Source organism: Achromobacter animicus, from assembly GCF_040775605.1.
GTDB classification, from domain to species: Bacteria; Pseudomonadota; Gammaproteobacteria; order Burkholderiales; family Burkholderiaceae_B; genus Achromobacter; species Achromobacter animicus.
This window is the reverse complement of sequence record NZ_JAYGJK010000001.1, coordinates 5,195,643-5,220,217: the sequence shown is the minus strand read 5'-3', so window position 1 is coordinate 5,220,217 and position 24,575 is coordinate 5,195,643. Positions and strand designations below refer to the sequence as shown.

Annotated in this window: 20 protein-coding genes, 1 tRNA gene and 1 pseudogene; 13 read left to right on the top strand and 9 right to left on the bottom strand. The window is 65.0% G+C overall.

Features of this window, described 5'->3' with window-relative positions:
* Positions 1–89 precede the first annotated feature (89 nt).
* A complete protein-coding gene (gene mutM / locus AB3147_RS23920) occupies positions 90–917 on the bottom strand; it encodes a bifunctional DNA-formamidopyrimidine glycosylase/DNA-(apurinic or apyrimidinic site) lyase (protein WP_367353154.1) in 828 nt (275 codons plus the stop codon).
* Here mutM and AB3147_RS23915 point away from each other — a divergent pair.
* The 10 genes from AB3147_RS23915 to ychF all read left to right on the top strand — a co-directional run bounded on the left by AB3147_RS23915 (position 916) and on the right by ychF (position 10,930).
* Positions 916–2,802 carry a tetratricopeptide repeat protein gene (locus AB3147_RS23915; RefSeq protein ID WP_175137523.1) on the top strand — a complete coding sequence of 629 codons (1,887 nt, stop codon included), beginning with the start codon at positions 916–918 and terminating at the stop codon, positions 2,800–2,802. The two genes, mutM and AB3147_RS23915, sit on opposite strands and share 2 nt — an antisense overlap.
* A 47-nt stretch (positions 2,803–2,849) precedes the next feature.
* Complete coding sequence (gene lolB, locus AB3147_RS23910; RefSeq protein ID WP_191578046.1) at positions 2,850–3,401, top strand: lipoprotein insertase outer membrane protein LolB; 552 nt, start codon at positions 2,850–2,852, stop codon at positions 3,399–3,401.
* A gap of 219 nt (positions 3,402–3,620) precedes the next feature.
* A complete protein-coding gene (locus AB3147_RS23905) occupies positions 3,621–5,219 on the top strand; it encodes a methyl-accepting chemotaxis protein (RefSeq protein ID WP_367353153.1) in 1,599 nt (532 codons plus the stop codon).
* Between the two features lie 64 nt (positions 5,220–5,283).
* Positions 5,284–6,225 (top strand): 4-(cytidine 5'-diphospho)-2-C-methyl-D-erythritol kinase, encoded by a 942-nt coding sequence (gene ispE / locus AB3147_RS23900; RefSeq protein WP_367353152.1) that lies wholly within the window; start codon positions 5,284–5,286, stop codon positions 6,223–6,225.
* Position 6,226: 1 nt separating this feature from the next.
* Positions 6,227–6,303: transfer RNA gene (locus tag AB3147_RS23895), tRNA-Gln, on the top strand.
* Positions 6,304–6,483: 180 nt separating this feature from the next.
* Positions 6,484–7,434, top strand: coding sequence for a ribose-phosphate pyrophosphokinase (locus tag AB3147_RS23890; protein WP_006227587.1), 951 nt, complete (start codon positions 6,484–6,486; stop codon positions 7,432–7,434).
* 149 nt (positions 7,435–7,583) lie between these two features.
* On the top strand, positions 7,584–8,195 hold the full coding sequence (locus AB3147_RS23885) for a 50S ribosomal protein L25/general stress protein Ctc (RefSeq protein ID WP_175122543.1): 612 nt from the start codon (positions 7,584–7,586) through the stop codon (positions 8,193–8,195).
* A 99-nt stretch (positions 8,196–8,294) separates the two neighbouring features.
* Positions 8,295–8,891, top strand: a complete 597-nt coding sequence (gene pth, locus AB3147_RS23880; protein ID WP_175122544.1) for an aminoacyl-tRNA hydrolase — start codon at positions 8,295–8,297, stop codon at positions 8,889–8,891.
* Entirely contained in the window at positions 8,891–9,661 is a 771-nt protein-coding gene (locus AB3147_RS23875; RefSeq protein ID WP_367353151.1) for a CPBP family glutamic-type intramembrane protease, read from the top strand. The genes pth and AB3147_RS23875 overlap by 1 nt, the downstream gene beginning before the upstream one ends.
* Before the next feature lie 177 nt (positions 9,662–9,838).
* Positions 9,839–10,930, top strand: a complete 1,092-nt coding sequence (gene ychF / locus AB3147_RS23870; protein WP_175122546.1) for a redox-regulated ATPase YchF — start codon at positions 9,839–9,841, stop codon at positions 10,928–10,930.
* Positions 10,931–11,187: 257 nt separating this feature from the next.
* Here the strand turns inward: ychF and AB3147_RS23865 are convergent.
* From AB3147_RS23865 to AB3147_RS23855, 3 genes and pseudogenes are all read right to left on the bottom strand, one after another.
* Positions 11,188–12,242: pseudogene (locus AB3147_RS23865) on the bottom strand (PDDEXK nuclease domain-containing protein).
* A gap of 330 nt (positions 12,243–12,572) precedes the next feature.
* Entirely contained in the window at positions 12,573–13,016 is a 444-nt protein-coding gene (locus AB3147_RS23860) for a MarR family winged helix-turn-helix transcriptional regulator (RefSeq protein WP_191577956.1), read from the bottom strand.
* 3 nt (positions 13,017–13,019) lie between these two features.
* A complete protein-coding gene (locus tag AB3147_RS23855; protein ID WP_239211699.1) occupies positions 13,020–14,618 on the bottom strand; it encodes an MDR family MFS transporter in 1,599 nt (532 codons plus the stop codon).
* Between the two features lie 412 nt (positions 14,619–15,030).
* Here AB3147_RS23855 and AB3147_RS23850 point away from each other — a divergent pair, with 412 nt between their 5' ends.
* A complete protein-coding gene (locus tag AB3147_RS23850; RefSeq protein ID WP_367353150.1) occupies positions 15,031–17,529 on the top strand; it encodes an AsmA family protein in 2,499 nt (832 codons plus the stop codon).
* Entirely contained in the window at positions 17,526–17,912 is a 387-nt protein-coding gene (locus AB3147_RS23845) for an MOSC N-terminal beta barrel domain-containing protein (protein WP_175122554.1), read from the top strand. The genes AB3147_RS23850 and AB3147_RS23845 overlap by 4 nt, the downstream gene beginning before the upstream one ends.
* A 19-nt stretch (positions 17,913–17,931) precedes the next feature.
* On the opposite strand, the gene AB3147_RS23840 is transcribed toward AB3147_RS23845, so the two are convergent.
* The 4 genes from AB3147_RS23840 to rsmD form a co-directional block, all read right to left on the bottom strand.
* Entirely contained in the window at positions 17,932–19,155 is a 1,224-nt protein-coding gene (locus AB3147_RS23840) for a benzoate/H(+) symporter BenE family transporter (RefSeq protein WP_175184641.1), read from the bottom strand.
* Positions 19,152–19,403, bottom strand: a complete 252-nt coding sequence (locus AB3147_RS23835) for a YfhL family 4Fe-4S dicluster ferredoxin (protein ID WP_006391351.1) — start codon at positions 19,401–19,403, stop codon at positions 19,152–19,154. Before AB3147_RS23835 ends, AB3147_RS23840 begins: the two co-directional genes overlap by 4 nt.
* A gap of 112 nt (positions 19,404–19,515) precedes the next feature.
* Positions 19,516–20,019, bottom strand: coding sequence for a pantetheine-phosphate adenylyltransferase (coaD, locus tag AB3147_RS23830; RefSeq protein ID WP_056325406.1), 504 nt, complete (start codon positions 20,017–20,019; stop codon positions 19,516–19,518).
* An 18-nt stretch (positions 20,020–20,037) separates the two neighbouring features.
* On the bottom strand, positions 20,038–20,643 hold the full coding sequence (gene rsmD / locus AB3147_RS23825) for a 16S rRNA (guanine(966)-N(2))-methyltransferase RsmD (protein WP_175122810.1): 606 nt from the start codon (positions 20,641–20,643) through the stop codon (positions 20,038–20,040).
* Between the two features lie 451 nt (positions 20,644–21,094).
* On the opposite strand from rsmD, the gene ftsY reads away from it, so the two are divergent.
* On the top strand, positions 21,095–22,147 hold the full coding sequence (gene ftsY, locus AB3147_RS23820; RefSeq protein ID WP_349679465.1) for a signal recognition particle-docking protein FtsY: 1,053 nt from the start codon (positions 21,095–21,097) through the stop codon (positions 22,145–22,147).
* 210 nt (positions 22,148–22,357) lie between these two features.
* On the opposite strand, the gene AB3147_RS23815 is transcribed toward ftsY, so the two are convergent.
* A complete protein-coding gene (locus AB3147_RS23815; protein WP_367353149.1) occupies positions 22,358–24,553 on the bottom strand; it encodes a phosphocholine-specific phospholipase C in 2,196 nt (731 codons plus the stop codon).
* Positions 24,554–24,575 lie beyond the last annotated feature (22 nt).

The window sequence follows — 24,575 nt, the reverse complement described above, 5'->3', positions numbered from 1 at the left end:
CCCGCGTTAGTTTTCGTGCAATACGTTTGCTATAAACGAATTCCCCAGTTGTAACGGTGATTTTCGCAGGCGCTTAGGGCGGGTGGCGGTCAATTCCGCTGGCATTTCGGGCAGTAGTAGGTGGCCCGCTGTCCCTGGACGAAACGGCGGATCGGGGTGGCGCAGACCCGGCAGGGCAGGCCTTCGCGCTCGTACACGGCCGCGTGGATCTCAAAGTAGGCGCCCGGCTCGCCGCTGGCGCCCACGTAGTCGCGCAGCGTGCTGCCGCCGGAGGTCAGCGCGTCGGCCAGCGTGGCGCGCACCATGTCTGCCAGCCGCTCGCAGCGGGCCAGCGACAGCTTGTTTGCGGGCGTCTTGGGATTGATCCGGGCGCGGAACAGGCTTTCCGACGCATAGATATTGCCCACGCCGACCACCGCCATGCCGGCCAGCAGCACCTGCTTGATGGCGGCCGAATGGTTCTGGAAATGCCGGTGCAGCCAGGCCCCGTCGAACCGCGGGTCGAAGGGTTCGATGCCCAGCTTGGCCAGCAGCGGGTGCGCGTCGATGGGGCCTTCGGCGGCGTCGTGCCACAGCACCGCGCCGAAGCGCCGCGGATCGTGCAGGCGCAGGACCGCGCCGTCGAAGATCCATTCGACATGATCGTGCTTGCGCAGGAATTCCCCGGGCGCCACGCTGCGCAGTGAGCCCGACATGCCCAGATGCACGATCTGGGTGCCATGTTCGAAGCGCAGGAGCAGGTACTTGCCGCGCCGCGCGCATTCCAGCACCGTGCGTCCGCCGATCAGGGACGGCAGCTCCGGCGGGATGGGCCAACGCATGCGGGGTTCGTGGACGACCAGTCGCGAGAGCGTCTGGCCGGTGATGATGGCGTCGATTCCTCGGCGCGTGGTTTCGACTTCAGGCAGTTCCGGCATGAGCCAGTGTAAGATCATCAATTGCGTGTACGAAGATTGTGCCATCAACCGGACGGGCCGCGTGAAGTCGTCTTTTAAACAAATGAATATCGGGATCGCCGCGTTGGGGCTTGCGCTGGCAGCAATCATGGCCCCGCCGGCCCAGGCCGCCGACGGCCGGACGCGTGACGCGACGGGTCCCCGGATGGCCCCCCAAAGCCGCCAGCCTGAAACCGAAGTCATCCGCCTGCGCCCAGGTCAACTGCCTTATGTGTCGCTGACCGGCGATATCTTCTACCGCGTACTGGCTTCCGAAATCGCCGCCCAGCGGGGCATGTACGGCACCGCCGCCACCACCATGGTCGGTCTGGCCCGTGACACCGGCGATCCCCGTCTTGCCCGCCGCGGCCTTGAATTCCAGCTTGCCGGCGGCAACCTGCCCGGCGCGCTGGACGCGGCCCGCGTATGGGCCCGCCTGGCTCCCAACGACGTCGAAGCCAGCTCCACCGAGCTGGCGCTGGCGGCTGCCAATGGCCAGACCAAGGGCTTGGCCCAGGCCCTGCGCAAACGCATCGATTCCTCGCGCGACAAGCCCGCCGCCATCGGCCAGGCGCTTGCCGTGCTCAGCCGCCTGAACGACCGGCGCCTGGCGCTGCGCATCCTGGACGAATCCCTGAGCGACAGCGTGCGCAAGCTGCCCGCCGCCCATCTGGCGCTGGCCGATGTGGCCTCCGCGGCCGGCGACTACGAGCGTGCCGCGCAGGAATCCCGCGCCGCGCTGGCCGCTGATCCCAAATCCGAAGGCGCCGCCCAGCGCGTGCTGGAGTACGGCTCCAAGGTCGACCCCAAGCGCGCGCAGACTGAAGCCCGCACTTTCATCAACCGCAATCCGGGCGCCCGCAAGGTGCGCCTGATGCTGGCCGGTCAACTGGCCGACAGCGGCGACTACGACGCCGCGCTGGCCGAACTGCAAGCCATGTCGCGCCGGTCGCCTGAAGACTTCGACCTGCTCTTCATGCAGGCGCAACTGGCGTACAAGTCCGGGCAGCTTCCGCAGGCCAAGACCTTGCTGCAGCAGTATCTGGACGTCCAGAACCAGCGCCAGCGGGCCACGGTCCCGGGCGCCACCGACGCCGGCGCCGCCGCCGCCGATGCCCACGTGCTGCTGGCGCGCATCGCCGAAGACCAGGGCCATTACGACGAAGCCATCGCCGAACTCGGCCGCATCGATGACCCCACGCTGCGCTATTCCGTGCGCATGCGCCAGGCTGCGCTGCGCGCAAAGAGCGGCCGCGTGGACGACGCGCTGGCTATGATCGACTCGGCCGGCCCGCAGGACGAAGAAGAACGCGCCCTGGGCGCGCTGACCAAGGCGCAGATCCTGCGCGACGCCGACCGCATCGGCCAGGCGGTCACCGCCCTGGAAGCCGCCGACCAGGCGCTGCCGGACACGGTCGAAATCAAATACGAACTGGCGATGCTGTACGAACGCCAGAACCGCCTGGCTGACCTGGAGCGCATGCTGCGTCAGGTCATCGCGCTGGATCCGGACCACGCTCATGCGTACAACGCGCTGGGCTACACGCTGGCGGACCACAATCAGCGCCTGCCCGAGGCCCTGGACCTGATCACGCAGGCGCTGGAGTTGTCGCCCAACGATCCGTTCATTCTCGACAGCATGGGCTGGGTCAAATTCCGCATGGGCGACACCACCGCCGCCGCGGATTATCTGCGCCGCGCCTACAGCGTGCGTCCCGAAGCCGACATCGCCGCGCATCTGGCCGAGGTGCTTTGGGCGCAAGGCAAGCGCGATCAGGCCATGGACCTGCTGCGCGCGGCCCTGCAGAAAGATCCCAAGAACAAGACGGTTCAGGACGTCGTGAAGCGTCTGGGGGTCAGCCTGTGACGGCAGTATTTGCAGGATTGCGCGGCGCCGCGGCCAGCGTGCGCTGGATGGCAATGGCGCTGTTAGCCTTCACCCTGGCGGCGTGCACGTCGTTGCCCAAGCCGATCGAAGGCGCCAGCGCCGATGCGTTTTCCCGCATCGGACGCTTTGCCATTACCGTCAACGAAGAAAGCGGCAAGCAAAACGCGGTGCAGGGCGGTTTTTCCTGGTCCGACGATGGCCGCCGTTATGTGCTGGACCTGACCAACCCGCTGGGCTCGACCGAAGCGCGCGTGGAAGGCACCCCCGGCGCCGCCAGCCTCACCAAGGCAGACGGCACCCGGCTGGTCGCCGACAACCCGGATGCGCTTGCCGAAGACGCGCTGGGCAGCAGCATGCCGGTGTCCGGATTGCGCGACTGGCTGCGCGGCAAGCTGCCCGCCGACCCCGAGGCCACCGACGTCACCCGTGACGAACTGGGCCGCCCCGTGGCATTCGAACAGGGCGGCTGGCGCGCCAAGCTTTCCCGCTACGACGAGAAAGGCCCGCAACTGCTGGTGCTGGAGCGCCAGGAACCCGGACGCCGCATCCTCGTCCGGCTGGTCGTCAACCAGTCGTGAGCGCGCGCGGCGTCAGGCGCCGCGCTGGGCGATTCGGGTAAACCCTTATCACATCGCCTTGATTCCAATCAAGCGAATAACCGCCGCAAATCCGGGCGTGTTACCGCTTGAAATATATTGACTTCACTGAATAATTCTCCCTGCCCGCGCCCGGTTCGTGCGCGGCGCAGCAATTCGGGGTCGACGCTCGTCTGCCGCCACCCTTTTGGAGAATGGCCAATGTTCAGGAACACACGCATCGCGACGGTGCTATTGGGAATCATCGCGATATTTTTCACCTTCCAGTTGGTGATTGGCGGCATGGGCTTTGTTGCCCTGCGGCAGACCAACCACGATGTCGAGCAGCTTTATCGCCTGTCGGCGCAACAGGTCAATGCGGTCAATTCCGCGTCGCTGTCGCTCGTTGCGGCCCGCACGGACCTGAGCCGCTACGCCACGCGCGTCGCGCAGGGCAATACCGACGACAAGAGCTCGCTCCAGGCCGCGCGCCAGCGCATCGTGTCGGCCGATCGCGCCTTCCAAGGGTTCTCGGGCAGCCTGTCCGCCGAGGAAAAGGCCGAGTCCGCCGCCATCATCGACGCCTACACCAAGCTCAGCACCAACCTGCAGAACGTGGGCCGCGTCCTCGAAGCCGGCGACATGGACGCCTACTTCAAGCAGGGTACGCAGGCCGTGCAGGAGCGTCTCGTAAGCGAGCGCGACGCCTTCGTACTGCGTGCCGAGAGCACCGGGCAGACGGTCATGGATGAAATCTCCATGTTCCACACGCTGTTCAGTTCGCTGCTGGCCGGCATTCTGGCGCTGGGCCTGTTGATGGCCGTCGGCGCGCATGTGTTGATCCGCCGCATGATCGTGCGTCCGCTGCTGGAAGCGGGCGAAGTCTTCCGCCGCATCGCCGAAGGCGACCTGACGCGCCGCGTGGCGGATATGGGCAAGAACGAAATCGGCGCGCTGATCGGCGCCCTCAAGGCCATGCAGGACAGCCTGGTGCGCACCGTGTCGGCCGTGCGCCGCGGCGTTGACGAGATCAACGTCGGCGCTCGCGAGATTTCTTCGGGCAACACCGATCTGTCCAGCCGCACCGAAGAGCAGGCTGCGTCGCTCGAAGAAACCGCGGCCAGCATGGAAGAGCTGGCCACCACCGTGAAGCAGAATGCCGACACCGCCCGCGAGGCCAATCGCATGGTGGCTGCGTCGCAGGCGGTTGCACAGCGCGGCGGCGAGGCCGTGTCCAGCGTGGTCGAAACCATGCATGCGATTTCGGGCAGCTCGTCGCGCATCGCCGACATCGTGGGCGTGATTGACGGCATCGCGTTCCAGACCAACATCCTGGCGCTCAACGCCGCGGTGGAAGCCGCGCGCGCCGGCGAGCAGGGCAAGGGTTTTGCGGTCGTGGCCAGCGAAGTGCGCACGCTGGCACAGCGCAGCGCCGCCGCCGCCAAGGAAATCAAGCAGCTCATCGAAGACTCTGCGCAGAAGGTCGGCGTGGGTTCGGAACAGGTTGAAAATGCCGGCGCCACGATGCGCGAGATCGTCGAATCCGTGCAGCGCGTGACCAGCCTCATGGCTGAAATCTCGGCGGCTTCGGAAGAGCAGGCCACCGGCATCGACCAGGTCAACCGCGCGGTGTCGCAGATGGATAGCGTGACGCAGCAGAACGCGGCCTTGGTCGAAGAAGCCGCCGCTGCTGCTGGCGCCCTGGAAGAACAGGCGCGCCAACTGGCCGGCGCCGTGTCGGTGTTCAAGCTGCCGGACGGGCAGGTCATCGACGCGCCCGCTGCACGCCTTAGCGGCAGCGTGACGCCGCAGTTGGCGTAAAGGCGCCACGGTGCGCCGGCCCGTCTCGCTAGAATGACGGATTGATCCGCACCGGTTGTCTTTCGTGACCCTCTACGACGTTCCCGCTCCCGCCAAGCTGAATCTCTTCCTGCACGTCGTGGGCCGCCGCGACGACGGCTATCACCTGCTGCAGACGGTGTTCCGCTTCATCGACCTGTGCGACACGCTGCACTTCGATGTGCGGTCCGATGGCGTCATCAGCCGCGCCACCGATCTGCCGGGTGTCCCCGAAGACCAGGACCTCACCGTGCGCGCCGCGCGCGCCCTGCAGAAGGCCACGGGCACGCGCCAGGGCGCGCAGATCAGCCTTGAAAAGCGCATTCCGCAAGGCGGGGGCTTAGGCGGCGGATCGAGCGATGCGGCATCGGTGCTGATCGCCTTGAACAAGCTGTGGAGCACGGGACTGTCGCGTCAGGAACTCATGGCGCTGGCGTTGCCGCTGGGCGCGGACGTGCCGGTCTTTGTCTTTGGCCAGTCGGCGTTTGCGCAGGGAATCGGCGAAGATCTCACCGCCGTGACGCTGCCCGAGCGTGCCTATCTGGTGGCGCAACCCGATGCCAGCGTGCCGACTGTTGGAATATTTTCCGCACCCGATTTGACAAGGGATTCTTCTTACATCACAATAGCGGACTTTCTTGCTTCGCAAACATTTTTGCCAAGCGGATCCGGCGGTGAAGTTGCCAAAGGATGCGCGCTTTACGGAAAAAATGATTTGGAGCCGGTGGTCTACCGTCTTTATCCTGAAGTGCTTGGGGCATCGCGGTGGCTTGCTGAACGGGGTCTTCCTGTTCGCATGTCGGGATCAGGCGCGTGTTTATTCGCCGAATTTTCCGAAACATCGCAGGCCGTTTTGGCAGAACAAGAAATTACCGCTATAATGCGCGGCGCTGATAAAACATTCAGCCAAACGCATCCACGGTTTCGGTTAGTGCAGGCATGTACTGGGTTAGCTGAACATCCGTTGCGGAATTGGATTGCAAGATAGTTGGGGAGTCGCCAAGCTGGTTAAGGCACCGGATTTTGATTCCGGCATGCGAAGGTTCGAATCCTTCCTCCCCAGCCAACCGAATACATAAAAAAGCTGTTGAACACGCCTGTAAGACACTGGCCCGGGTTCAGCAGCTTTTTTATTTTCCGGATTCGCTGGTGCAAGTTGAACGTGCTTGTCCAAGTCACCCCGGGTATCACCCCGCATCATTCGCATCAATCGTTAGTGTCTCAAACGACCATCGCATCATCCATCATGGCAAACGATAGCTTCATGATTTTCACGGGCACCGCCAACACTCGGCTGGCCGTGGACGTAGTCAACCACCTCGACATGTCCCTGGGAAAGATGACCGTCGGTCGTTTTTCGGACGGCGAGGTGATGGTCGAGATCAACGAGAACGTGCGGGGTAAAGACGTCTTCGTCCTGCAGCCCACCTGTGCGCCTACGAACGACAACCTGATGGAAATCATGGTGATGGTCGATGCCCTGCGCCGCGCGTCGGCCGGCCGCATCACCGCCGCGATTCCCTATTTTGGCTATGCCCGCCAGGACCGCCGCCCGCGTTCGGCGCGCGTGGCCATCTCGGCCAAGGTCGTGGCCAACATGCTGCAAGTGGCTGGCGTTGACCGCGTCCTGACCATGGACCTGCACGCTGACCAGATCCAGGGTTTCTTCGACATTCCCGTGGACAACATCTACGCCGGTCCGATCTTGCTGGGCGACATCTGGCGCCGCAATTTCTCGAATCTGGTCGTGGTGTCCCCGGACATCGGCGGCGTGGTTCGTGCCCGCGCGCTGGCCAAGCAGCTTGAAGCCGACCTTGCCATCATCGACAAGCGCCGTCCGCGCGCCAACGTGTCGGAAGTGATGAACATCATCGGTGAAGTCGACGGCCGCACCTGCATCATCATGGACGACATGGTCGACACCGCCGGCACGCTGTGCAAGGCGGCCCAGGCCCTGAAAGACCGCGGCGCCGGCGCCGTTTACGCCTATTGCACGCACCCCGTGCTGTCGGGCGGCGCCATCGACCGCATCGAAGCGTCGGAACTCGACGAACTCGTCGTCACCGACACCATCCCGCTTTCCGAGCAAGGCCAGGCCAGCGGCAAGATCCGCCAGCTGTCTTGCGCCGCGCTGCTGGGCGAGACCATCCTGCGTATTTCCAACGCCGAATCGGTCAGCTCGCTGTTCGTCGATTGACGCGTAGGCGTTGATCGGGCCACAGCCCACATTTGCAGTTCTTTGCGCCTCGCTGGTCGCGGCAAGGCGCAAACAAGCACGGCGCGCCCTTTGCGCGCCGTGAATTCAACCGGTGAAGTCTCTTCACCTTTATCGTTTCGGAGTTATCCATGAAATTTACTGCCACTGCGCGTAGCGTCCAGGGTTCGAGTGCGAGCCGCCGCCTGCGCCGCGCGGGCCGCGTTCCCGCCATTGTTTATGGTGGTACGGCTGCCCCCCTGAACATCGAACTCGACCACAACGAGATCTACCACGCGCTGCGCAAGGAAGAATTCCACGCATCGATCCTGCAAATGCAGCTCGAAGGCGCCAAGGATGAGCAAGTTCTGCTGCGTTCGGTTCAATGGCACGCCTACAAGCCGCAAGTCCTGCACGTGGACTTCCAGCGCGTTGACGCCAACCAAGCCCTGCGTACCAAGGTGCCGCTGCACTTCGTGAACGCTGAAATCTCGCCGGCTGTGAAGCTGAGCGGCGCCATCATCAGCCACGTGACGACCGAACTGGAAATCACCTGCCTGCCGTCGGCTCTGCCCCAGTTCATCGAAGTGAACCTGGCTGACGTCCTGGCCGGCGGTTCGATCCACCTGGCCGACATCAAGCTGCCCATGGGCGTGACGTACGTCCCCCACGGCGGTGAAGACAACCCCCTGCTGGCCGCTGCGGTCACCAAGGGTGGCGCTGCCGCCGCCGACGACGCCGAAGAAGCTGCTCCGGCTGCCTAAGTCCTGCAGGAAAGCCCTTGCGGCTTTCCCGCGGCTTACGCCCGAAACCCTGCGTGTGCATTTGCATGCGCAGGGTTTTTTGGTTTAAACACCCCCATCATGTCTACTCCCATACGCCTCATCGTGGGACTGGGTAATCCAGGTCCCGACTACGAAACCACCCGGCACAACGCCGGCTTCTGGCTGGCCGACCATCTGGCGGACGATCTGCGCACTTCTTTTGCGCTCGAGAAATCCTTTTTCGGCATGGTGGCCAAATCGCGCCTGGGCGCGGACAACGTCCTGCTGCTCAAGCCCAACACCTACATGAACCGTTCCGGCCAGGCGGTCGGCGCGCTGGCGCGCTTCTACAAGCTGACGCCCGAAGAAGTGCTGGTGCTGCACGACGAACTGGACCTCATGCCCGGTCAGGTCAAGCTCAAGCAGGGCGGCGGCCACGCCGGCCACAACGGCCTGAAGGACATCCAGGCTGCGCTCGGCAGCCCCAACTTCTGGCGCCTGCGCATCGGCATCGGCCATCCGCGCACGCTGGGCCTGGCGCAGCAGGTCGCCGATTTCGTCCTGCATCCGCCGCGCCGCGAGGAACAAAAGGAAATCGAAGCCGTCATCGACCGCTGCCGCGCCGTCGTGCCGTCCATGCTGGCCGGTGACTTCGCACTCGCCACCCGGCAGCTGCATAGCGGCAACGAGTCCTGATGACAAAACGCCAGCCCAACGGGAAGATGCGTTTTCGCAGCGAGATCGCCGACTTCTGGCGCTTCATCCGCCATCCGCATCCGCTGTCGCGCCTGCCGAACCGGGCAGGTGGCAGCGGGCTGGTCGCCGACTGGTGGCCGGGTATCGGACCGGGACGCCTCCTGGCCTGGGCCGCCGTGCTGTGGGTCATCAATCTTTTTGCGCTGGGGCCCGTGGCCGTCGTCGCGGCCGGACTGGGTGGCGTCTCGCATCGCCTGGATCCCCACAACATTCCGTGGCTGACCGCGGTGCTGTGGGCGCCGCTCGTCGAAGAGATGCTGTTCCGCTACGGCCTGCGCCGGCCGCGTCAGGCGCTGTGGCTGATTCCCGCGCTGGTGCCCGTCGTGCTGTGGGGGCCGAAGCTCTGGACGGGGCTGCTGCTGGCTGCGTTCATTCTGCTGGCGGTGTGGGGGCTGCGCGCACGCCCTGAGCCCCTGAAAGGCTGGGACACGAGCTGGCGCAGGTATTACCTGCAGCACTATGGCGTCGTGTTTCATCTGATCGCGCTGACGTTTGCGGCGGTTCACCTCACCAACTTCGTCTACAACAAGACCCCGTACTGGCTGCTGCCGCTGCTGGTGCTGCCGCAATGGCTGACCGGGCTGGTGCTGGGATGGTTGCGCGTGCGGCGGGGCATCGGGGCGGCGATTTTGCTGCATTCGGTGTTCAATGCCGGGCCGATCCTGATGATCTGGCTGGTCATGCGCTACGCGCCGACGGCGGCGGGTTAAGGCGTTGGGCCGCGGCGCGTGGTCTGAAGGCAAGGTCGCATTGCCGGTACCCATGCCGGCTGCGTTTCGCCGGCGGCATCATCGGGGCCGCATCACGTCGCCCTGGCAGGCGTCGTTTCACCCTGCCGGGGTAAACTACGCCGTTAACGCTCAATACCGTACTTACACAGGATTCCCATGGCTCTGCAATGCGGCATCGTCGGCCTGCCCAACGTTGGCAAATCGACACTCTTCAACGCTCTGACCCGCGCCGGCATCGCCGCCGAGAACTATCCGTTCTGCACCATCGAGCCCAACGTCGGCGTCGTCGAAGTGCCGGATCCGCGCCTGCAGAAGCTGGCTGAAATCGTCAAGCCCGAACGCATCCTGTCCGCCACCGTCGAATTCGTCGACATCGCGGGCCTGGTCGCCGGCGCGAGCAAGGGCGAAGGCCTGGGCAACCAGTTCCTCTCGCACATCCGCGAAACCGACGCCATCGTCAACGTCGTGCGCTGCTTCGAAGATCCCAACGTGATCCACGTTGCCGGCAAGGTCGACCCGATCGCCGACATCGAAGTCATCGAAACCGAGCTGGCCCTGGCCGACCTGCAGACCGCCGAAAAGGCCCTGCAACGCCACCAGAAGACCGCGCGCTCGGGCGACAAGGAATCGCAACGCATCGTCGCCGTGCTGGAAAAGTGCATCGCCCAGCTCAACGAAGCCAAGCCCATCCGCGCGCTGGACCTGACCACCGAAGAAAAGGCCGACATCGCCCAGCTCTGCTTCATCACTGCCAAGCGCGCGATGTACGTGGGCAACGTCGCTGACGACGGCTTCACCAACAACCCGCTGCTCGACCGCCTGACCGAATTCGCCGCCGCCCGCAACGCGCCCGTCGTGGCCATCTGCGCCGCCATCGAATCCGAAATCGTCGACCTCGACGACGCCGACCGCGAAGCCTTCCTGAAGGACATGGGCATGGAAGAACCGGGCCTGAACCGCCTGATCCGCGCCGCCTTCAAGCTGCTGGGCCTGCAAACCTACTTCACGGCCGGCGTGAAGGAAGTCCGCGCCTGGACCGTGGCCATCGGCGCCACCGCGCCCCAAGCCGCCGGCGTCATCCACACCGACTTCGAACGCGGCTTCATCCGCGCGCAGACCATCTCGTACGAGGACTACATCACGTACAAGGGCGAGCAGGGCGCGAAGGAAGCCGGGAAGATGCGCGCGGAAGGCAAGGAATACATCGTGCAGGACGGCGATGTGATGAATTTCTTGTTTAACGTCTGATCGTTCTTCGTAAGTTCGGATGCGCAGTTAAGCGCACCGCAGTCGCTCGGGCCGCGCCCGTGCGACTGCCTCCGAAGTTGGAAATGGGTTGCCGTTGTCCACATCAACCGGGCTGCGCCCAGTCGATGAACTGCACTGTCTCATGCGATTGGCCCGCCGCGATCTGCGCCGGCACGCCATAGCGCAGCAACTGTTAGGTGCTTAGGTTGGCCTGATAGGTAGGGATGCCGGTGACATCCACCGCGAGGGTCAGCACATCATTCCTCGGCGCCATCATCCAGCGGCTTTCCCAGCTCTCGCTCGATCTGTTCGATCGTCGGCAGGCCAGTTTGCAGCTCTTGCGGCAGGGACTCCACCAGCTTGTATTCGGCGATGCCCATTGGCTGCGACTTGTCACCCAGGGCGTACTCGGCCACCACCTTGTTCTTGCTCTTGCACAGCAGCAGGCCAATGCTCGGATTGTCCTGCGCGTGCTTCATCTGCCGATCCACCGCCGTCAGGTAAAAGCCCAATTGGCCCAGGTGTTCGGGCCGGAACTTGCCCGCATTCAGTTCGATCACCACATAGCAGCGCAGCTTGAGGTGGTAGAACAACAGGCCGATGAAGAACTCCTTGGCGCCCTCGTCCAGCAACACCTGTCGCCCGACGAGAGCAACGCCCGCGCCCAACTCCAGCAGCAGATCAGAGACGTGCTGCACCAGCGCTTTTTCGATCTCGCGTTCCTGGCTTCCTCCCCCAGGCCGAGGAAATCGAAGCGGTAGGGGTCTTTCAGCGACTCGATGGCCAGATCGGCCTGCGGTGCGGGCAGGCGCTGATCGAAATTGGTGACGGCTTTGCCCGTGCGTTCCAGCAGGCGGGTTTCGATATGGATGTTCAACACGTTGCGCGACCAACCATATTCGATGGCCGCGCGGGCATACGCTAGGCGCTCTGTCGGCGCTTTCAGGCGATCCAGCAATACCAGGTTGTGCCCCCAGGGCAATTGTGCAGCAACCTGCTGCACAATTTCGGCGTCCGGCCAGGCCTCGGCAAACGCCCGCATGTACTTGAGATTGCGCGGCGAGAAGCCTTTCACCTCCGGGAAGGCGGTGCGTAAGTCATGCGCCAACCGATCGATCACCTTGGCTCCCCAACCCTGTTCTGCCTGTCGCGCCAGAATGTCGTGGCCGATTTGCCAGTACAGGCTTACCAGTTCCCGGTTGACCGCCAGCGCCGCACGTTGCTGTGCGGTGTGGATGCGCCCCTTCAGGTCGGCCAGCCAGTCGGCGTAGCCTTGTGGAGCAGGGGTGAGCGAGGTTGGTCTGTCGGCCATCGGCTTTCCATCTTCCGTGTTATCCGTACGTCTCGACTTCTTCATGCGGTAGAACTCCTCAACGAGAAAATTCTACTTCTGACTACATCGTTTTTTTGCCGGGGGAGTGGCGATTATGAACACACACGGGACCGGGTCGAGACACTTGCAGTCATCGTCCGCGTGTCATCGCCGGTGCTACTGATGTTGATGAATGCGGCCGCATTTTTGTTTGTGCAGCCTTTTTCCGCAGAGAGGAAGAACACGGTACGGTCGACGCCGCTCGTCAAGACCTGATAACCAATGGAAGGGACTTATGAATAAAGTGCTGCGCGCCAGGGGGACCGTCCGTCAGGTGTTCCTTTCCCCCGCCGCCCTGACAAAATTCTCCTCCAACACACTCAACACCCGATTCAACGTATCCACATCCGCGGCTGACAGCCCTTTAAGCGACTCCTCGAAAAACTGAGCCCGCTTCGGCAATGCCTCATTCACCACCGCCTGCCCCGCAGCCGTCAGCGTCGCGTTCGTCAACCGGTTATCGTCCGCATCCACCGCCCGCGAAATCCACCCCAGCTTCTGCATCGCCTGCAATTGCCGCGTCAATGAAGCCGGATCCAGCCGGCAGCGCTCGGCCAGGTGCTTCTGCGAGCACTGCCCGTTCTCATGCAACGCCAGCAAAATCCGCCACCGCGGCAGCGCGTGACCCACCTTGCTGCTGAAGGCGCTTTGCATCACGCGATACGTCTGGCCCATGTGCTGGATGACTTGCAGGCCTTGTTGTTGTTTGGGCAAAAGCTACTCTCCGACGCCGGCGGGCTCCGGTTTGGATGGCCGGACCAGTTGCACCAGGGGCACGCGCCGCACGCACCAGAGTGCGAAGACGGCGACGGCGAGGGCGATGAGTTGCCCTTCGTGGATGGCGCCCACCAGCGCGATGCGCGCGATTTCGATGAGCGACGTTCCGTCCTGGCCTTGATGGGCCAATTGTGCCAGGAACTCGGTCTGGGCCGCCGGGTTGACCAGCATCTGCGGGTCGTTGAGCTTGGGCAGCCACTGCGCGGAAGCGCCGCGCAGGGTGGATTCGACGCCGCTGAAGTAGCTGTGGCTGACCATGGTGCCGACGACGGCGGTGCCCAGCATGCCGCCGATCATGCGCAGGGATTGCAGCAGCGCCGTGGCGATGCCCAGGTGGCTGCGGCCGGCGGTCTGCTGGGCGAAGACGGTGAGGTTGGGCATGATGAAGCCCATCCCCAGGCCCGCCATCGTCATGTAGGCGCCGATCAGCAGGTGCGACGTGTAGCTGTGGGTCGTGACGATGCCCAGGCACGAGAACGCCATGAGAATGAAGCCGGCGTACAGCATGCGGTTGGGGTTGCGGATGCGCGTGATGATGCGGCCGTTGACGATGCTGCCGACGGTGATGAAGACGACCATGGGCGTGATGAGCAGGCCTGCCTGCTGGGGCGATAGCCCGAAGCCGCCTTGCAGGAGCAGGGGCGCGTAAAAGAGCAGGGAATACATCGTCACGCCGACCAGCAGGGCCAGAGTGAAGAGCATGGCCAGGCCGCGGTTGCGGAACATATCCAGGGGCAGGAGCGGATGCGGGCAGCGGCGTTCCCACCAGATCAGGGCAGCGAAGGCGGCGATGCTGCCGGCGCCCAGCATTACAAGGGAAGGCGTGAAGCCGTCCTTGGGCAGGAGTTCCACGAGCAACTGCATGGTCCCCAGCGCCACGGCGATCAAGATCGCACCCTGCCAGTCCAGCCGGACCTTGCCCGGACTCTGATTGCGCAGGTGCGGCAGATAGCGGGCGACGAACCACAGGCCGAGGATGCCGATGGGCAGGTTGACGTAGAAGACGGAGCGCCAGCCGTAGTGTTCCGTCAGGGCGCCGCCGAGCGTGGGACCGACCGCGTTGGCGATGCCGAAGGCGGCGCTGAGCATGACCTGCCAGCGTAGCCGGACGTGGGGATCCGGGAAAAGATCGGGGATACAGGCGAAAGCGGTCCCGACGAGCATGCCGCCGCCGATACCCTGCAGCGCCCGCGCCAGCACCAGTTCGAGCATCGTGTCGGCCGCGCCGCACAGGACCGATGCCAGGGTGAACAGGACGATGGCGGCCACGACGAAAGGTTTGCGGCCGTAGTAGTCGCCCAGCCGCCCGAAGATCGGCACGGTGATGACGGACGTCAGCAGGTAAGACGTCGCTACCCATGCATACAGTTCGAAGCCGCGAAGTTCCGCCACAATGGTGGGCAGCGCGGTGCCCACCACGGTCTGGTCGATGGCGACCAGCATCATCACGAAGCACATGCCCAGCATGGCCAGCAGGGTTTGCCGGAAGGGCAGGATCTGGCCGGGCGAGTGTGGAGAGGTTGGGGCGGGGGCGGTCATTGTTGGACGCATCAATAATTGATCGATCAATTATTCTAGTCCTACAATCCGCCGGTCAGGAAGCCGTCAGCTTGGCCGATCCCGCTGATCGGCCTGATTTGTTACGATAGCGGTTATCTGCACGCTGGGTTACCGGCGTCTTCAGCAGGCCTTCCTCGGTAGCACCTTCTTTTGGCGCCCATGCCGCAGGCTCGGCAGGAGCGAGGACACGCCCTGAAAGGCAAGTCTCTGAATGGCAAGTCCGTCAAGGCAAGTCGGTCCGGGCAAGCCCGGCAAGGCAAACCTGACAGGCAAGCCCAGGATTGCAGACAGTTCAATAGGCCAGCGGTCTTCCGCCGGCAACGCACCTTCCCCGCGCGTGGCGCGGTGGGCGGTATCAAGGATTTCCAGTCGAGGTACCGACGGGGCAGCAATGAAAACGTGGTTCAAGCGCATTTTGATAGGCCTGGTAGTGTTGGTTGTCGTGGCCGTCGTCGGCCTGGCCATCTTCTTGCTGACATTCGACCCCAACGCGTACAAGTACAAGCTGGAAGAGCTTGTCCAGGAACGCTATCAACGCACGTTGACGATCGACGGCGAGATCGAGCTATCGCTCTTCCCGCGGATCGGCCTGTATGTACAGGGCGTCTCCCTGTCCGAACCCAATAGCACGGACACGTTTGCCTCCATCGAGAGCACGCGCCTTGCCGTGGCCGTGTGGCCGCTGCTGTCCAACAGCTTTGTCGTGGACCACGTTGCCATCAGCGGGCTGAAGGCGCGCGTGGTGCGGGACAAGCAGGGCCAATTCAATTTCAGCAATCTGGTCGGCGGCACGCAGCCGGTCACCGATTCGCCCAGCAACCCGGCCGAAGCCTTGGTGGGTGCGGCCCAGACCGCTGCGCAGGCGATCACCAGCGGCAACATGCCGCCGTCGCGCAACAACATGCAGATCGACATTGCCGGCCTGGACCTGAAGGACGGCGAAGTGCAGCTGCAGGACGCGATAACGGGCATGGCGGTCGCGTTCACGCGCATCAACGCCAACACCGGCCGCGTCACGTTCAACCAGCCGTTCGACGTGCGCATGACGGCGCGCGTCGAAGGCGGCTATCCGCGCGTGGACGCCAACCTGACCGGCCAGGCGCTGCTGACGCTGGACCCTTCCGCCAAGCGCTATGCCGCACAGCGGCTGGACCTGCGCATGGACGGTAAGCTGCCGGGCGCCGAGGCCAAGAGCCTGGTGATGCGCGGCAACCTGGCGTTCAACGGCCAGAAGTCCGCGTTGGACGTCGGTGGCCTGGAGCTGCTGTTCCAGGGCGACGTGACCGAACCCTCGGTCAAGGCGACCAATGTGGAAGCCAGCGTTGCGATCCCCAAGCTGGCGATCGATCCGCACAAGAGCCAACTCCAGATCGAAAAGCTTGCCGTGCGCGCCAAGGGCGGCGTGGTTGATGGCCCCTTCGAACTGGCCGTCGATGCGCCGGCGCTCAATATTTCCCCCGCGTCGGCTACCGGCGAGGCCCTGACGGGCCGGGTGCGGATCAGCGGCCTGGATGCCAGCTTCGGCCTGAACGGCATCAGCGGAAATGCCGGCGAACTGGATATCAAGGAAGCCAAGCTGGACAGCACGTCCAAGAAGGGCGACCGAGTGGTGAAGCTGAATTTCGCGTCGCCGCTCAGCCTGAACCTGCTGATGCGCAGCGGCGCCATGTCGGCGCTGCGTGGCGACGTGAACATCACCGATCCTGGCCTGCCCAAGGGCAGCCTGCAGATTCCGGTGATCGGCAGCCTGACGGTGGACCTGCTCAAGGATCAGGCCACCAGCAAGATCAATGCGGTGCTGGAAGGCGGCAAGTTCGACCTCAGCGCCGACATCACGAAACTGACCGACACGCCGCAGATGAAGTTCGCGCTGGTCGTGGACACGCTGGATCTGGACAAGCTGGTTCCGCCCGTGGTGGCCGCGCCGCCCAAGCCGCCCGCGGACGGCAAGAAGGACGACAGCAAGCCCGCGCCGGCCCCGGCCCCCGCCGCACCGGTCGATGACACGATCAACCTGTCGGCGCTGGTCGGCCCCAGCGTCAACGGCACGCTGAAGGTCGGCAAGCTGGTGGTCCGCGGCCTGAAGGCCGACGAAGTTTCGGCTTCGGTCAAGCTGGACAAGGGCAAGCTCGACATCTCCGACCTCGCGGCAGGCCTCTACGGCGGCAAGCTGGCGGGGGCGCTGTCCGTGGACGCGGCGCAAGGCAATCAGATCGCCACCAAGATGACGCTGGCCGGCATCGCGATCGAACCGCTGCTGGTGGATCTGGCCAAGCGCAACGTGCTGAGCGGCACGGGCAACCTGTCGCTGGACCTGAAGACCGGCGGCGCCAACGTCTACGCGATGAAGAGCGGCCTGGGCGGCACGCTGCAATTGAAGCTGCGGGATGGCGCCGTGAAGGGCATCGATCTGACGCAGACGTTGCGCGAGCTGAAAGCCCGCTTCTCGCCGGATGCGCAGAACGAAACGGTGGCTGCGGACACGGGCAAGCAGACGCAGTTCTCGGAACTGGACGCGGACTTCGCCATCGCCAAGGGCATTGCTACGGTCAAGCGTCTGAATTTCGTGTCGCCGCTGCTGCGGGTCACGCAGGGCGAGCCGGCCAGCATCGACTTCGTCAAGAGCGAGCTGGATCTGGTGGCGCGCGCGCGGGTCATCAACCCGGCGGCGAATCCCGATGGCAAGGAACTGATCGACCTGAAGGACGTGACCATCCCCGTCCATTTCAAGGGCCCGTTCGACAACCCCTCGTACACGCTGCTCTGGAAGGACGCCATCGGCGGCATTCTGAAGCGCAGCCTGGAGAACAAGCTCAAGGAAGCGGTCTCCGGCAAGGGCAAGAGCGGCGCCGCGGTGGACAAGGCCTTGAAAGGATTGCTGGGCAAATGAGCGCAGAACAGTTCCAGCCGATCGCCGAATGCGGCGTGACGACGCAGGCCCAGGCGGCCGGCTACCACCGCCAGTGGCTGGTGGCCAATGATTCGGGGCAGTGGTTGAACCGCGAGCTGTGCCCCCGCCTGGCCGAGGTGTCGGTGGAATTGCGTTTGGGCTACCTGGTGTTGAAGGCGCCAGGCATGCTGCGCATGGACATCCCGCTGGACGTGATCGAAGACGACGACAGCGTGCGCTACAGCATGATGGTGGGCGAGCAGACCATCGACGTCGTCGACGAAGGCGAACTGGCCGCGGCCTGGATCTCGAACTTCGTGCAGGTGCCTTGCCGCATCATGAAGGTGCACCCGGACACGCCCGTGTCCGCCTGGCCGGCCTGAACGCGGCCAGCGCCGGTTTTCAAGCGCCCGCTCGGGCGCGCTTGTATTCGAAAGCGGTGTGAGCCACGAGGCCCGCCGCGAGGCCCCAGAAGGCCGACCCAATTCCCCAGAAACTGAATCCCGACGCCGTCGCCAGCAGCGTGATGAGCGCGGCTTCGCGCCGTTGCGGATTGGCCATCGCGGCGGCCATGCCGCCCATGATGGTGCCCAGCAGCGCCAGTCCGGCCAACGCCGCCAGCAGCGCGGCGGGCAGTGCCTGGAAGAAGACCGCAACCGCGCCCGCGACGATGCTGAGCGCGACGTAGCTGACGCCGTAGGTGGCGGCGGCGATGTAGCGCTTGCCCGGGTCGGGATGCGCTTCGGGCCCGGTGCAGATGGCCGCGCTGATCGCGCCCATGGTGACGCTGTGCGCGCCGAAGGGGGCGGCCACCAGGCCCAGCAGGCCGGTGGCGGCGACCAGGCGCGATGCGGGCGGACGGTAGCCTGCGGCCTGCAGGATGGCCAGACCGGGCAGGTTCTGCGACGCCATGGCCACGACAAAGAGCGGAATGCCCAGGCTGACCGCGGCCTGCGCGCTGAATGCGGGCGTGGTCCATACGAATTCGGTCAGGCGCCAATCCAGCTGGTCGACCTGCATGAGGCCCATTCCCGCCGCCATGGCCACCGCCACGGCCATCACCACCAGCACCGCGTAACGCGGCGCCCAGCGGCGGCACAGCAGGTAGGCGGCGCACATGGCCAACACCAGCGCGGGCTGCTTGTTGATGTTGCTGAAGATGCCCATGCCGAAATTGAGCAGCACGCCGGCCAGCATGGCGGCGGCGACCTCGCCGGGGATGCGGCGCAGGATAGGATCGATCCAGCCGAACAGCCCGCAGGCCAGCGTCAGGCCGGCTGCCAGCACGAAGGCGCCGACGGCTTCATTGAAGGGGACGCCTGCCAGCGCGGTGACGAGCAGCGCCGCGCCGGGCGTGGACCACGCCATGACCACGGGCAGGCCCGTGCGCAGGCTGTAGAACGCGCCGCCCAGACCCAGCACAAGGCTCAGCGAGCCGATCCACGAGCCGATGCGTGCGGCATCCAGGCCCGCGGCATGACCCGCCTGCACCATCAGCACGGCGGTGCCGCCAAAACTGACCAGGACGGCGACCAGCCCGGCAGCGACCGCGGACGCGGAAATGTCGCGTCGGGCGTGGTGCGGGGAGGGGGAAAGGTTGATGCTGGGCGGCGCCGCGTCGCTCATGCGGCACCGGTGAGGCGGCGGTACTTGGCCATGAGCTGCTCCTGGCCTTCATTCCATTGCGGGTGCAGCTCGATGCATTCCACGGGACAGACCACCTTGCATTGGGGCTCGTCGTGATGGCCGACGCATTCCGTGCACCGGTCGGGGTCGATGACGTAGTAGTCCTCGCCCATGGAGATCGCGTCGTTCGGGCACTGGGGCTCGCAAACGTCGCAATTGATGCATTCTTCGGTGATGGTCAGGGCCATGATGGGCAACGGAAAGGCGATTGGCCCGGCCATTGTAGCGCCGGGCGGCGGGGGCCCGGAAAGCGCGAAAAGGGCGCTTGCGCGCCCCTTCGGGGATGTTGCAGACGGGGCTTCAGCCCGGCCAGGACTGTTCGCGGCGTTCCTTGGCCTTTTCCTGCAGCCAGCGCTCGACCGACGGGAACACGAACTTGCTGACGTCGCCGCCAAGCTGGGCGATTTCGCGGACGATGGTGCCCGAGATGAACTGGTACTGGTCGGACGGCGTCATGAAGAGCGTCTCGACGTCCGGCAGCAGATGGCGGTTCATGCCGGCCATCTGGAATTCGTATTCGAAGTCGGACACGGCGCGCAGCCCGCGCACAATGACGCGGCCATTCTGTTCACGCACGAAGTCCTTGAGCAGGCCGCCAAAGCTTTGCACTTCCACGTTGGGATAGTGTCCCAGCACTTCGCGCGCGATATCCACGCGCTCGTCGATGCTGAAGAAGGGCTTCTTGTTGCGGCTAGTGGCGATCCCCACCACGACTTTGTCGAAAAGCGTGGCTGCACGGCGAACCAGGTCCTCGTGGCCCCTGGTCAGCGGGTCGAAAGTGCCGGGATAAACAGCGATGATCATGCGAGCTCCGTACCGTTATTAGTGGTGTACACCATCCTCCGAAGCCGGATTATTGATCGATTTGCGCAATGCAGCAAATTCCAGAAGATGGAAGTGCACGGCGCCGGCCTTGTCCTGCCGCAGAATCTCGAATCCTTCGGGGGCTTCGATGGCGGATTCCGCCTCGACATAGACTAGTCCATGATCGGTCAGAATGCCTGGCAGGATCGGCCACAGGCGCGGCAGCCAGCCCTGTCCAAAGGGCGGATCCAGCAGGATGAGGTCAAACCGGGACGCATCCATCCGTTCGGCGACCTGCATCGCATCGCCCACATGGATGCGTATCATGTCGGCTTTGAGCTTGTCGCGCAGTGTCCGCAGCGCGGACGCGGCGGTCCTGTCCCGCTCGACCATCTGCACATGCGCCACGCCGCGCGAGGCCGCCTCGAAGCCCAGGGCGCCGCTGCCGGCAAAAAGATCCAGCACCTGCTTGTCGGCGAACTCGCCGCCCCACAGGTGTGTAAGCCAGTTGAAAAGCGTTTCGCGGACCCGGTCGGGCGTGGGACGCAGCGTCTCCACGTCGGGCACGGCGATGGGGGTGCGCCTGTATTGGCCCCCGACGATACGAATATACTTGTTACCCATGTTTAGCCGCTTCTTCAAGAAAAAATCCCCTCCGCCCGCCACGCCGGCTCAGCCCGCGTCGCCGCCGGAGGTTGTCGACGCGCCAGTCGCGCCAGCGGAGCCGTCTTCGGCTCCGTCCAGCCCGGCGCCTGCGTCGCCTGCTCCCGAGCTTCGTCAGGAACCAGTTGCGCCGGTTGCAGCGCCGGTCACGGCGCCTGTGACGGCGCCAGTGACCCCGCCGGTCCCGGCGGCGCCTACGCCAGCGCCGGCCGTCTCGGTAACGCCTGCGCCGGCGACGGCGCCTGCACAGCCTGCGCCGACTCCGACTCCGGCCGCGCCGTCCCTCACGCGTACCGCGCCGGCTTCCGCACCGGTCGCCGCGTCTGAAGCAGCCGCTGGCGCCACGCCCGCCACTGAGCCGTTCCGCGCACCGCAGCCGCCCGTCCCGGCGCCTGCACCCGTCGTCGCGCCCGTGCCGGCACCTGCGCCTGTAGTCCCGGCACCTGCTCCTGCGACCCCGGCACCTGCGCCGGTATCAACGCTTGCGCCTGTCGCGGCGCCTGCGCCGGTTGTCCCAGCTGTCCCGGAACCCGCACCCGCCGAGGCGCCCAAGAAGGCCTCCTGGCTGTCGCGCCTGAAGCAAGGACTTTCGCGTACCGGCCAAAGCATCGGCGGCATTTTTGTCGGCGTGAAGGTCGACGAGAACCTGTTCGAGGAACTCGAATCGGCCCTCATTATGGCCGATGCCGGCCTTGAGGCCACCGAGAAGCTTCTGACCGCGCTGCGCGCGCGCGTCAAGAAGGAACGCATTGAAGACCCGGCCAAGGTGAAGACGGCGTTGCGCCAACTGCTGGCCGATCATCTGCGTCCGCTGGAGCGCGCCTTTGATCTGAAGCGCACGCAACCGCTGGTGGTCATGATTGCCGGCGTGAACGGCGCGGGCAAGACCACGTCCATCGGCAAGCTGGCGCATACGTTCCAGCGCCAGGGCGCCAGCGTGCTGCTGGCCGCCGGCGACACGTTCCGCGCCGCCGCACGCGAGCAGTTGGTGGAATGGGGCAGCCGCAACAACGTCAGCGTGATTTCGCAGGATGGCGGCGATCCGGCCGCCGTGGCGTTCGACTCGGTTAATGCCGGTCGCGCGCGCGGCATGGGCGTGGTGATGGTGGATACGGCCGGCCGTCTGCCCACGCAGCTGCACCTGATGGAAGAACTGAAGAAGATCCGCCGCGTCATCGGCAAGGCGGACGCCAGCGCGCCGCACGAGGTGCTGCTGGTGGTGGACGGCAACACGGGTCAGAATGCGCTGGCGCAGATCCGCGCATTCGACGCCGCGATCAACCTGACCGGCCTGGTGGTGACCAAGCTGGACGGCACCGCCAAGGGCGGCACGCTGGCCGCCGTCGCAGCCGGCAGCCAAGGCGTGCGCCCGGTGCCGGTGTACTGGATCGGCGTCGGCGAAAGCCTGGAAGACCTGCAGCCCTTCGTGGCGGACGAGTTCGCGGCGGCGTTGCTGGCCGACTGAGTCCGTTCATTCGGAACTCATCGCTGTCTTGCAAGAGGCCATAAAGGCCCAGGAAGACCCATCTGACGGGACGACGCGAAAGCGCCGTCCCGTTGTCGTTTCCGGGGCACGCGCAGCCACGAATAGCGCTGCGAACGGCGCCGTCAGCGGCGTCCACCAACGGCACCAGTCGCAGCGCCACCAGCGCCACCCGCAGCGCGGGCGTCCGCCTTACCCGACCTGACCCATCGCCGGATCGCTGATCAGATCCTTGCCCGTCTCCATCCGACCGGCAAAGCGCCGCTGGAACGCCGCATACCCCTCGCAAGCAACCGCGAAGTCATACCATTGGCCGCTGTCGCTGACCGGCCACGCAAGCTCGCCGGTCTGTCCAGGTTCGACCGTCGCAGTCCAAGGCCCGTCGCCGCGGTACGCCATCGCCTTGACGGTGAACGTGCAAGCCGTCGCGCCATTGTTGTGCAGCTTGACCTGCACCTGCGGATCATCACAAGGCACGTAGCACACCTGGATCTCCGGCTGTGCGCCGCCCGCCTGCATCAGATCGCCTGCGAACGCGCGGTGAAAACCGTTCGGCCCCAGCACCCACAGGTCGTACTTGCCCGCGTCGCCTGACACGTCCCACGCGTCGTCCAGCGACTTGCCCGCTTCAACCACATAACGGCGCGGAATGCGGTCCAGATGCAGCTTGTCGTACACATGAAAGACAGCGGCGGTCTTGGCCGAGCTGGCGTTGGCGAACAGCAGCCGGACCCGGTTCTCACGCACGTCCTCGCGGGCGCTGGTGTGCAGTTCATACGGCAATGCACGCGAGGGCCGTGTGCCTTGCGCCTGCGGAGCCAGCGTCTGTTGCGCCGGGATGGCGATGGCCGGTTGCGCTTCCTGCCAGGTCGTCAGGCCGTCGGCGTCCGTCTTGGTGCTGCGGCCGGACAGCGTGGGCAGCGGCGCGCCGTTGGGCGACACGAAGTTCAGCGTGGACGTGAGGTCGCCGCACACGGCGCGGCGGAACGCGCTGATGTTGGGTTCCATGACGCCGAAGCGCTGTTCAAGAAAGCGCAACGCCGAGGTGTGGTCGAACACCTGCGAATTGACCCAGCCGCCACGGCTCCACGGCGAGATCACCCACATCGGCACGCGCATGCCGGGACCGTAGGGTTTGCCATCGGCGGTCAACTGCTTGGGCGTGGCGGGCGTGTAGGTGTTGTACTCGAAGGCCATCTCGGCGTCCGTCAGCGTGGACTTGCCGGCCAGCGTGCCGTCGTCGTTGCGGGACGGCGCGCTGGGTGTGGGCATGTGGTCGAAGAAGCCGTCGTTCTCGTCGTACGTGACCAGGAACACGGTCTTGCTCCAGACCTCGGGCGACTGCGTCAGCGCGTCCAGCGCGGCCTGGATGTACCACGCACCCTTTGCGGGGCTCGAGGGGCCGGGGTGCTCGCTATACGCCGCCGGCGGGATGATCCACGACACCTCGGGCAGCGTGCCGTTCATCACGTCGTCGCGCAGGCTTTGCAGCAGGCCGCCGTCCGGCATGGTGTTGCCAAAGCCCTTGGCAAATGGGCTGAACTGGTCGTCGATGGCCGGGTTGTACGCGGGACCGCCCTGGTTCGTGACCTGGCGGTCCGCCGGCATCTTTTCGATCTCGGCGCGCCAGTGGCGAAAGCTCATCATCTCGTTGCAGCCGAAGTTGTCGGGGATGTTCTGGTAGACCTTCCAACTCACGCCGGCCTGCTGCAGGCGGTCGGCGTACGTCGTCCAGGTCCAGCCCTCGGTCGAAGGCCCCACGTCGGCGCCGTCGTTCATTTCGTTCATCACGACCGACACGTTGTCGCCGCTGGGGCCGTTGGTGCCCGTCCAGAAGAAGAGGCGGTTGGGGATCGTGCCCGCGTGCATCGCACAGTGGTAGCTGTCGCACAGCGTGAAGGCGTCGGCCAGCGCGCGGTGGAACGGCACTTCGGCGGTCTCGTAGTAGCCCATCGACAACGGCTGCTTGGCGCTGGGCCAGCGGTTCATGCGGCCGTGGTCCCAGGCGGCCTGACAGTTGGGCCACGAGTGCGGCGTGCTGCCCGCGCGCTGCGCGTTGCCCAGCCGCGCGTCCAGGTGATAAGGCAGTTCCAGCGTGCCGTCGCTGCGCGTTTGATGGAATACCGGCTTGCCGTTGGCGAGCGGAATGGGGAAGCGGTCGCCGAAGCCGCGCACGCCGGGAAAGGTGCCGAAGTAGCCGTCGAATGAGCGGTTTTCCAGCATCAGCATCACGACGTGCTTGACGTCCTGGATGGTGCCGGTGGGGCTGTCCGCCTCGATCGCGAGGGCGCGGCGGATGCTGGGCGGAAACATCGACAACGCGCTCATCGCCGCGGTGGCGCCGAGCGTGGTCGTGAAGAACTTTCTCTTGGAGGCGTCGATCGTCATTGGCTGTTCTGTCTGGAGTTTG

Coding starts and splice junctions, on each gene's coding strand:
- AB3147_RS23915 (WP_175137523.1), top strand. CDS start 916: ATGAGCCAGTGTAAGATCATCAATTGCGTGTACGAAGATTGTGCCATC.
- mutM (WP_367353154.1), bottom strand. CDS start 917: ATGCCGGAACTGCCTGAAGTCGAAACCACGCGCCGAGGAATCGACGCC.
- lolB (WP_191578046.1), top strand. CDS start 2,850: ATGGCAATGGCGCTGTTAGCCTTCACCCTGGCGGCGTGCACGTCGTTG.
- AB3147_RS23905 (WP_367353153.1), top strand. CDS start 3,621: ATGTTCAGGAACACACGCATCGCGACGGTGCTATTGGGAATCATCGCG.
- AB3147_RS23890 (WP_006227587.1), top strand. CDS start 6,484: ATGGCAAACGATAGCTTCATGATTTTCACGGGCACCGCCAACACTCGG.
- AB3147_RS23885 (WP_175122543.1), top strand. CDS start 7,584: ATGAAATTTACTGCCACTGCGCGTAGCGTCCAGGGTTCGAGTGCGAGC.
- pth (WP_175122544.1), top strand. CDS start 8,295: ATGTCTACTCCCATACGCCTCATCGTGGGACTGGGTAATCCAGGTCCC.
- AB3147_RS23875 (WP_367353151.1), top strand. CDS start 8,891: ATGACAAAACGCCAGCCCAACGGGAAGATGCGTTTTCGCAGCGAGATC.
- ychF (WP_175122546.1), top strand. CDS start 9,839: ATGGCTCTGCAATGCGGCATCGTCGGCCTGCCCAACGTTGGCAAATCG.
- AB3147_RS23855 (WP_239211699.1), bottom strand. CDS start 14,618: ATGACCGCCCCCGCCCCAACCTCTCCACACTCGCCCGGCCAGATCCTG.
- AB3147_RS23850 (WP_367353150.1), top strand. CDS start 15,031: ATGAAAACGTGGTTCAAGCGCATTTTGATAGGCCTGGTAGTGTTGGTT.
- AB3147_RS23845 (WP_175122554.1), top strand. CDS start 17,526: ATGAGCGCAGAACAGTTCCAGCCGATCGCCGAATGCGGCGTGACGACG.
- AB3147_RS23840 (WP_175184641.1), bottom strand. CDS start 19,155: ATGAGCGACGCGGCGCCGCCCAGCATCAACCTTTCCCCCTCCCCGCAC.
- AB3147_RS23835 (WP_006391351.1), bottom strand. CDS start 19,403: ATGGCCCTGACCATCACCGAAGAATGCATCAATTGCGACGTTTGCGAG.
- coaD (WP_056325406.1), bottom strand. CDS start 20,019: ATGATCATCGCTGTTTATCCCGGCACTTTCGACCCGCTGACCAGGGGC.
- rsmD (WP_175122810.1), bottom strand. CDS start 20,643: ATGGGTAACAAGTATATTCGTATCGTCGGGGGCCAATACAGGCGCACC.
- AB3147_RS23815 (WP_367353149.1), bottom strand. CDS start 24,553: ATGACGATCGACGCCTCCAAGAGAAAGTTCTTCACGACCACGCTCGGC.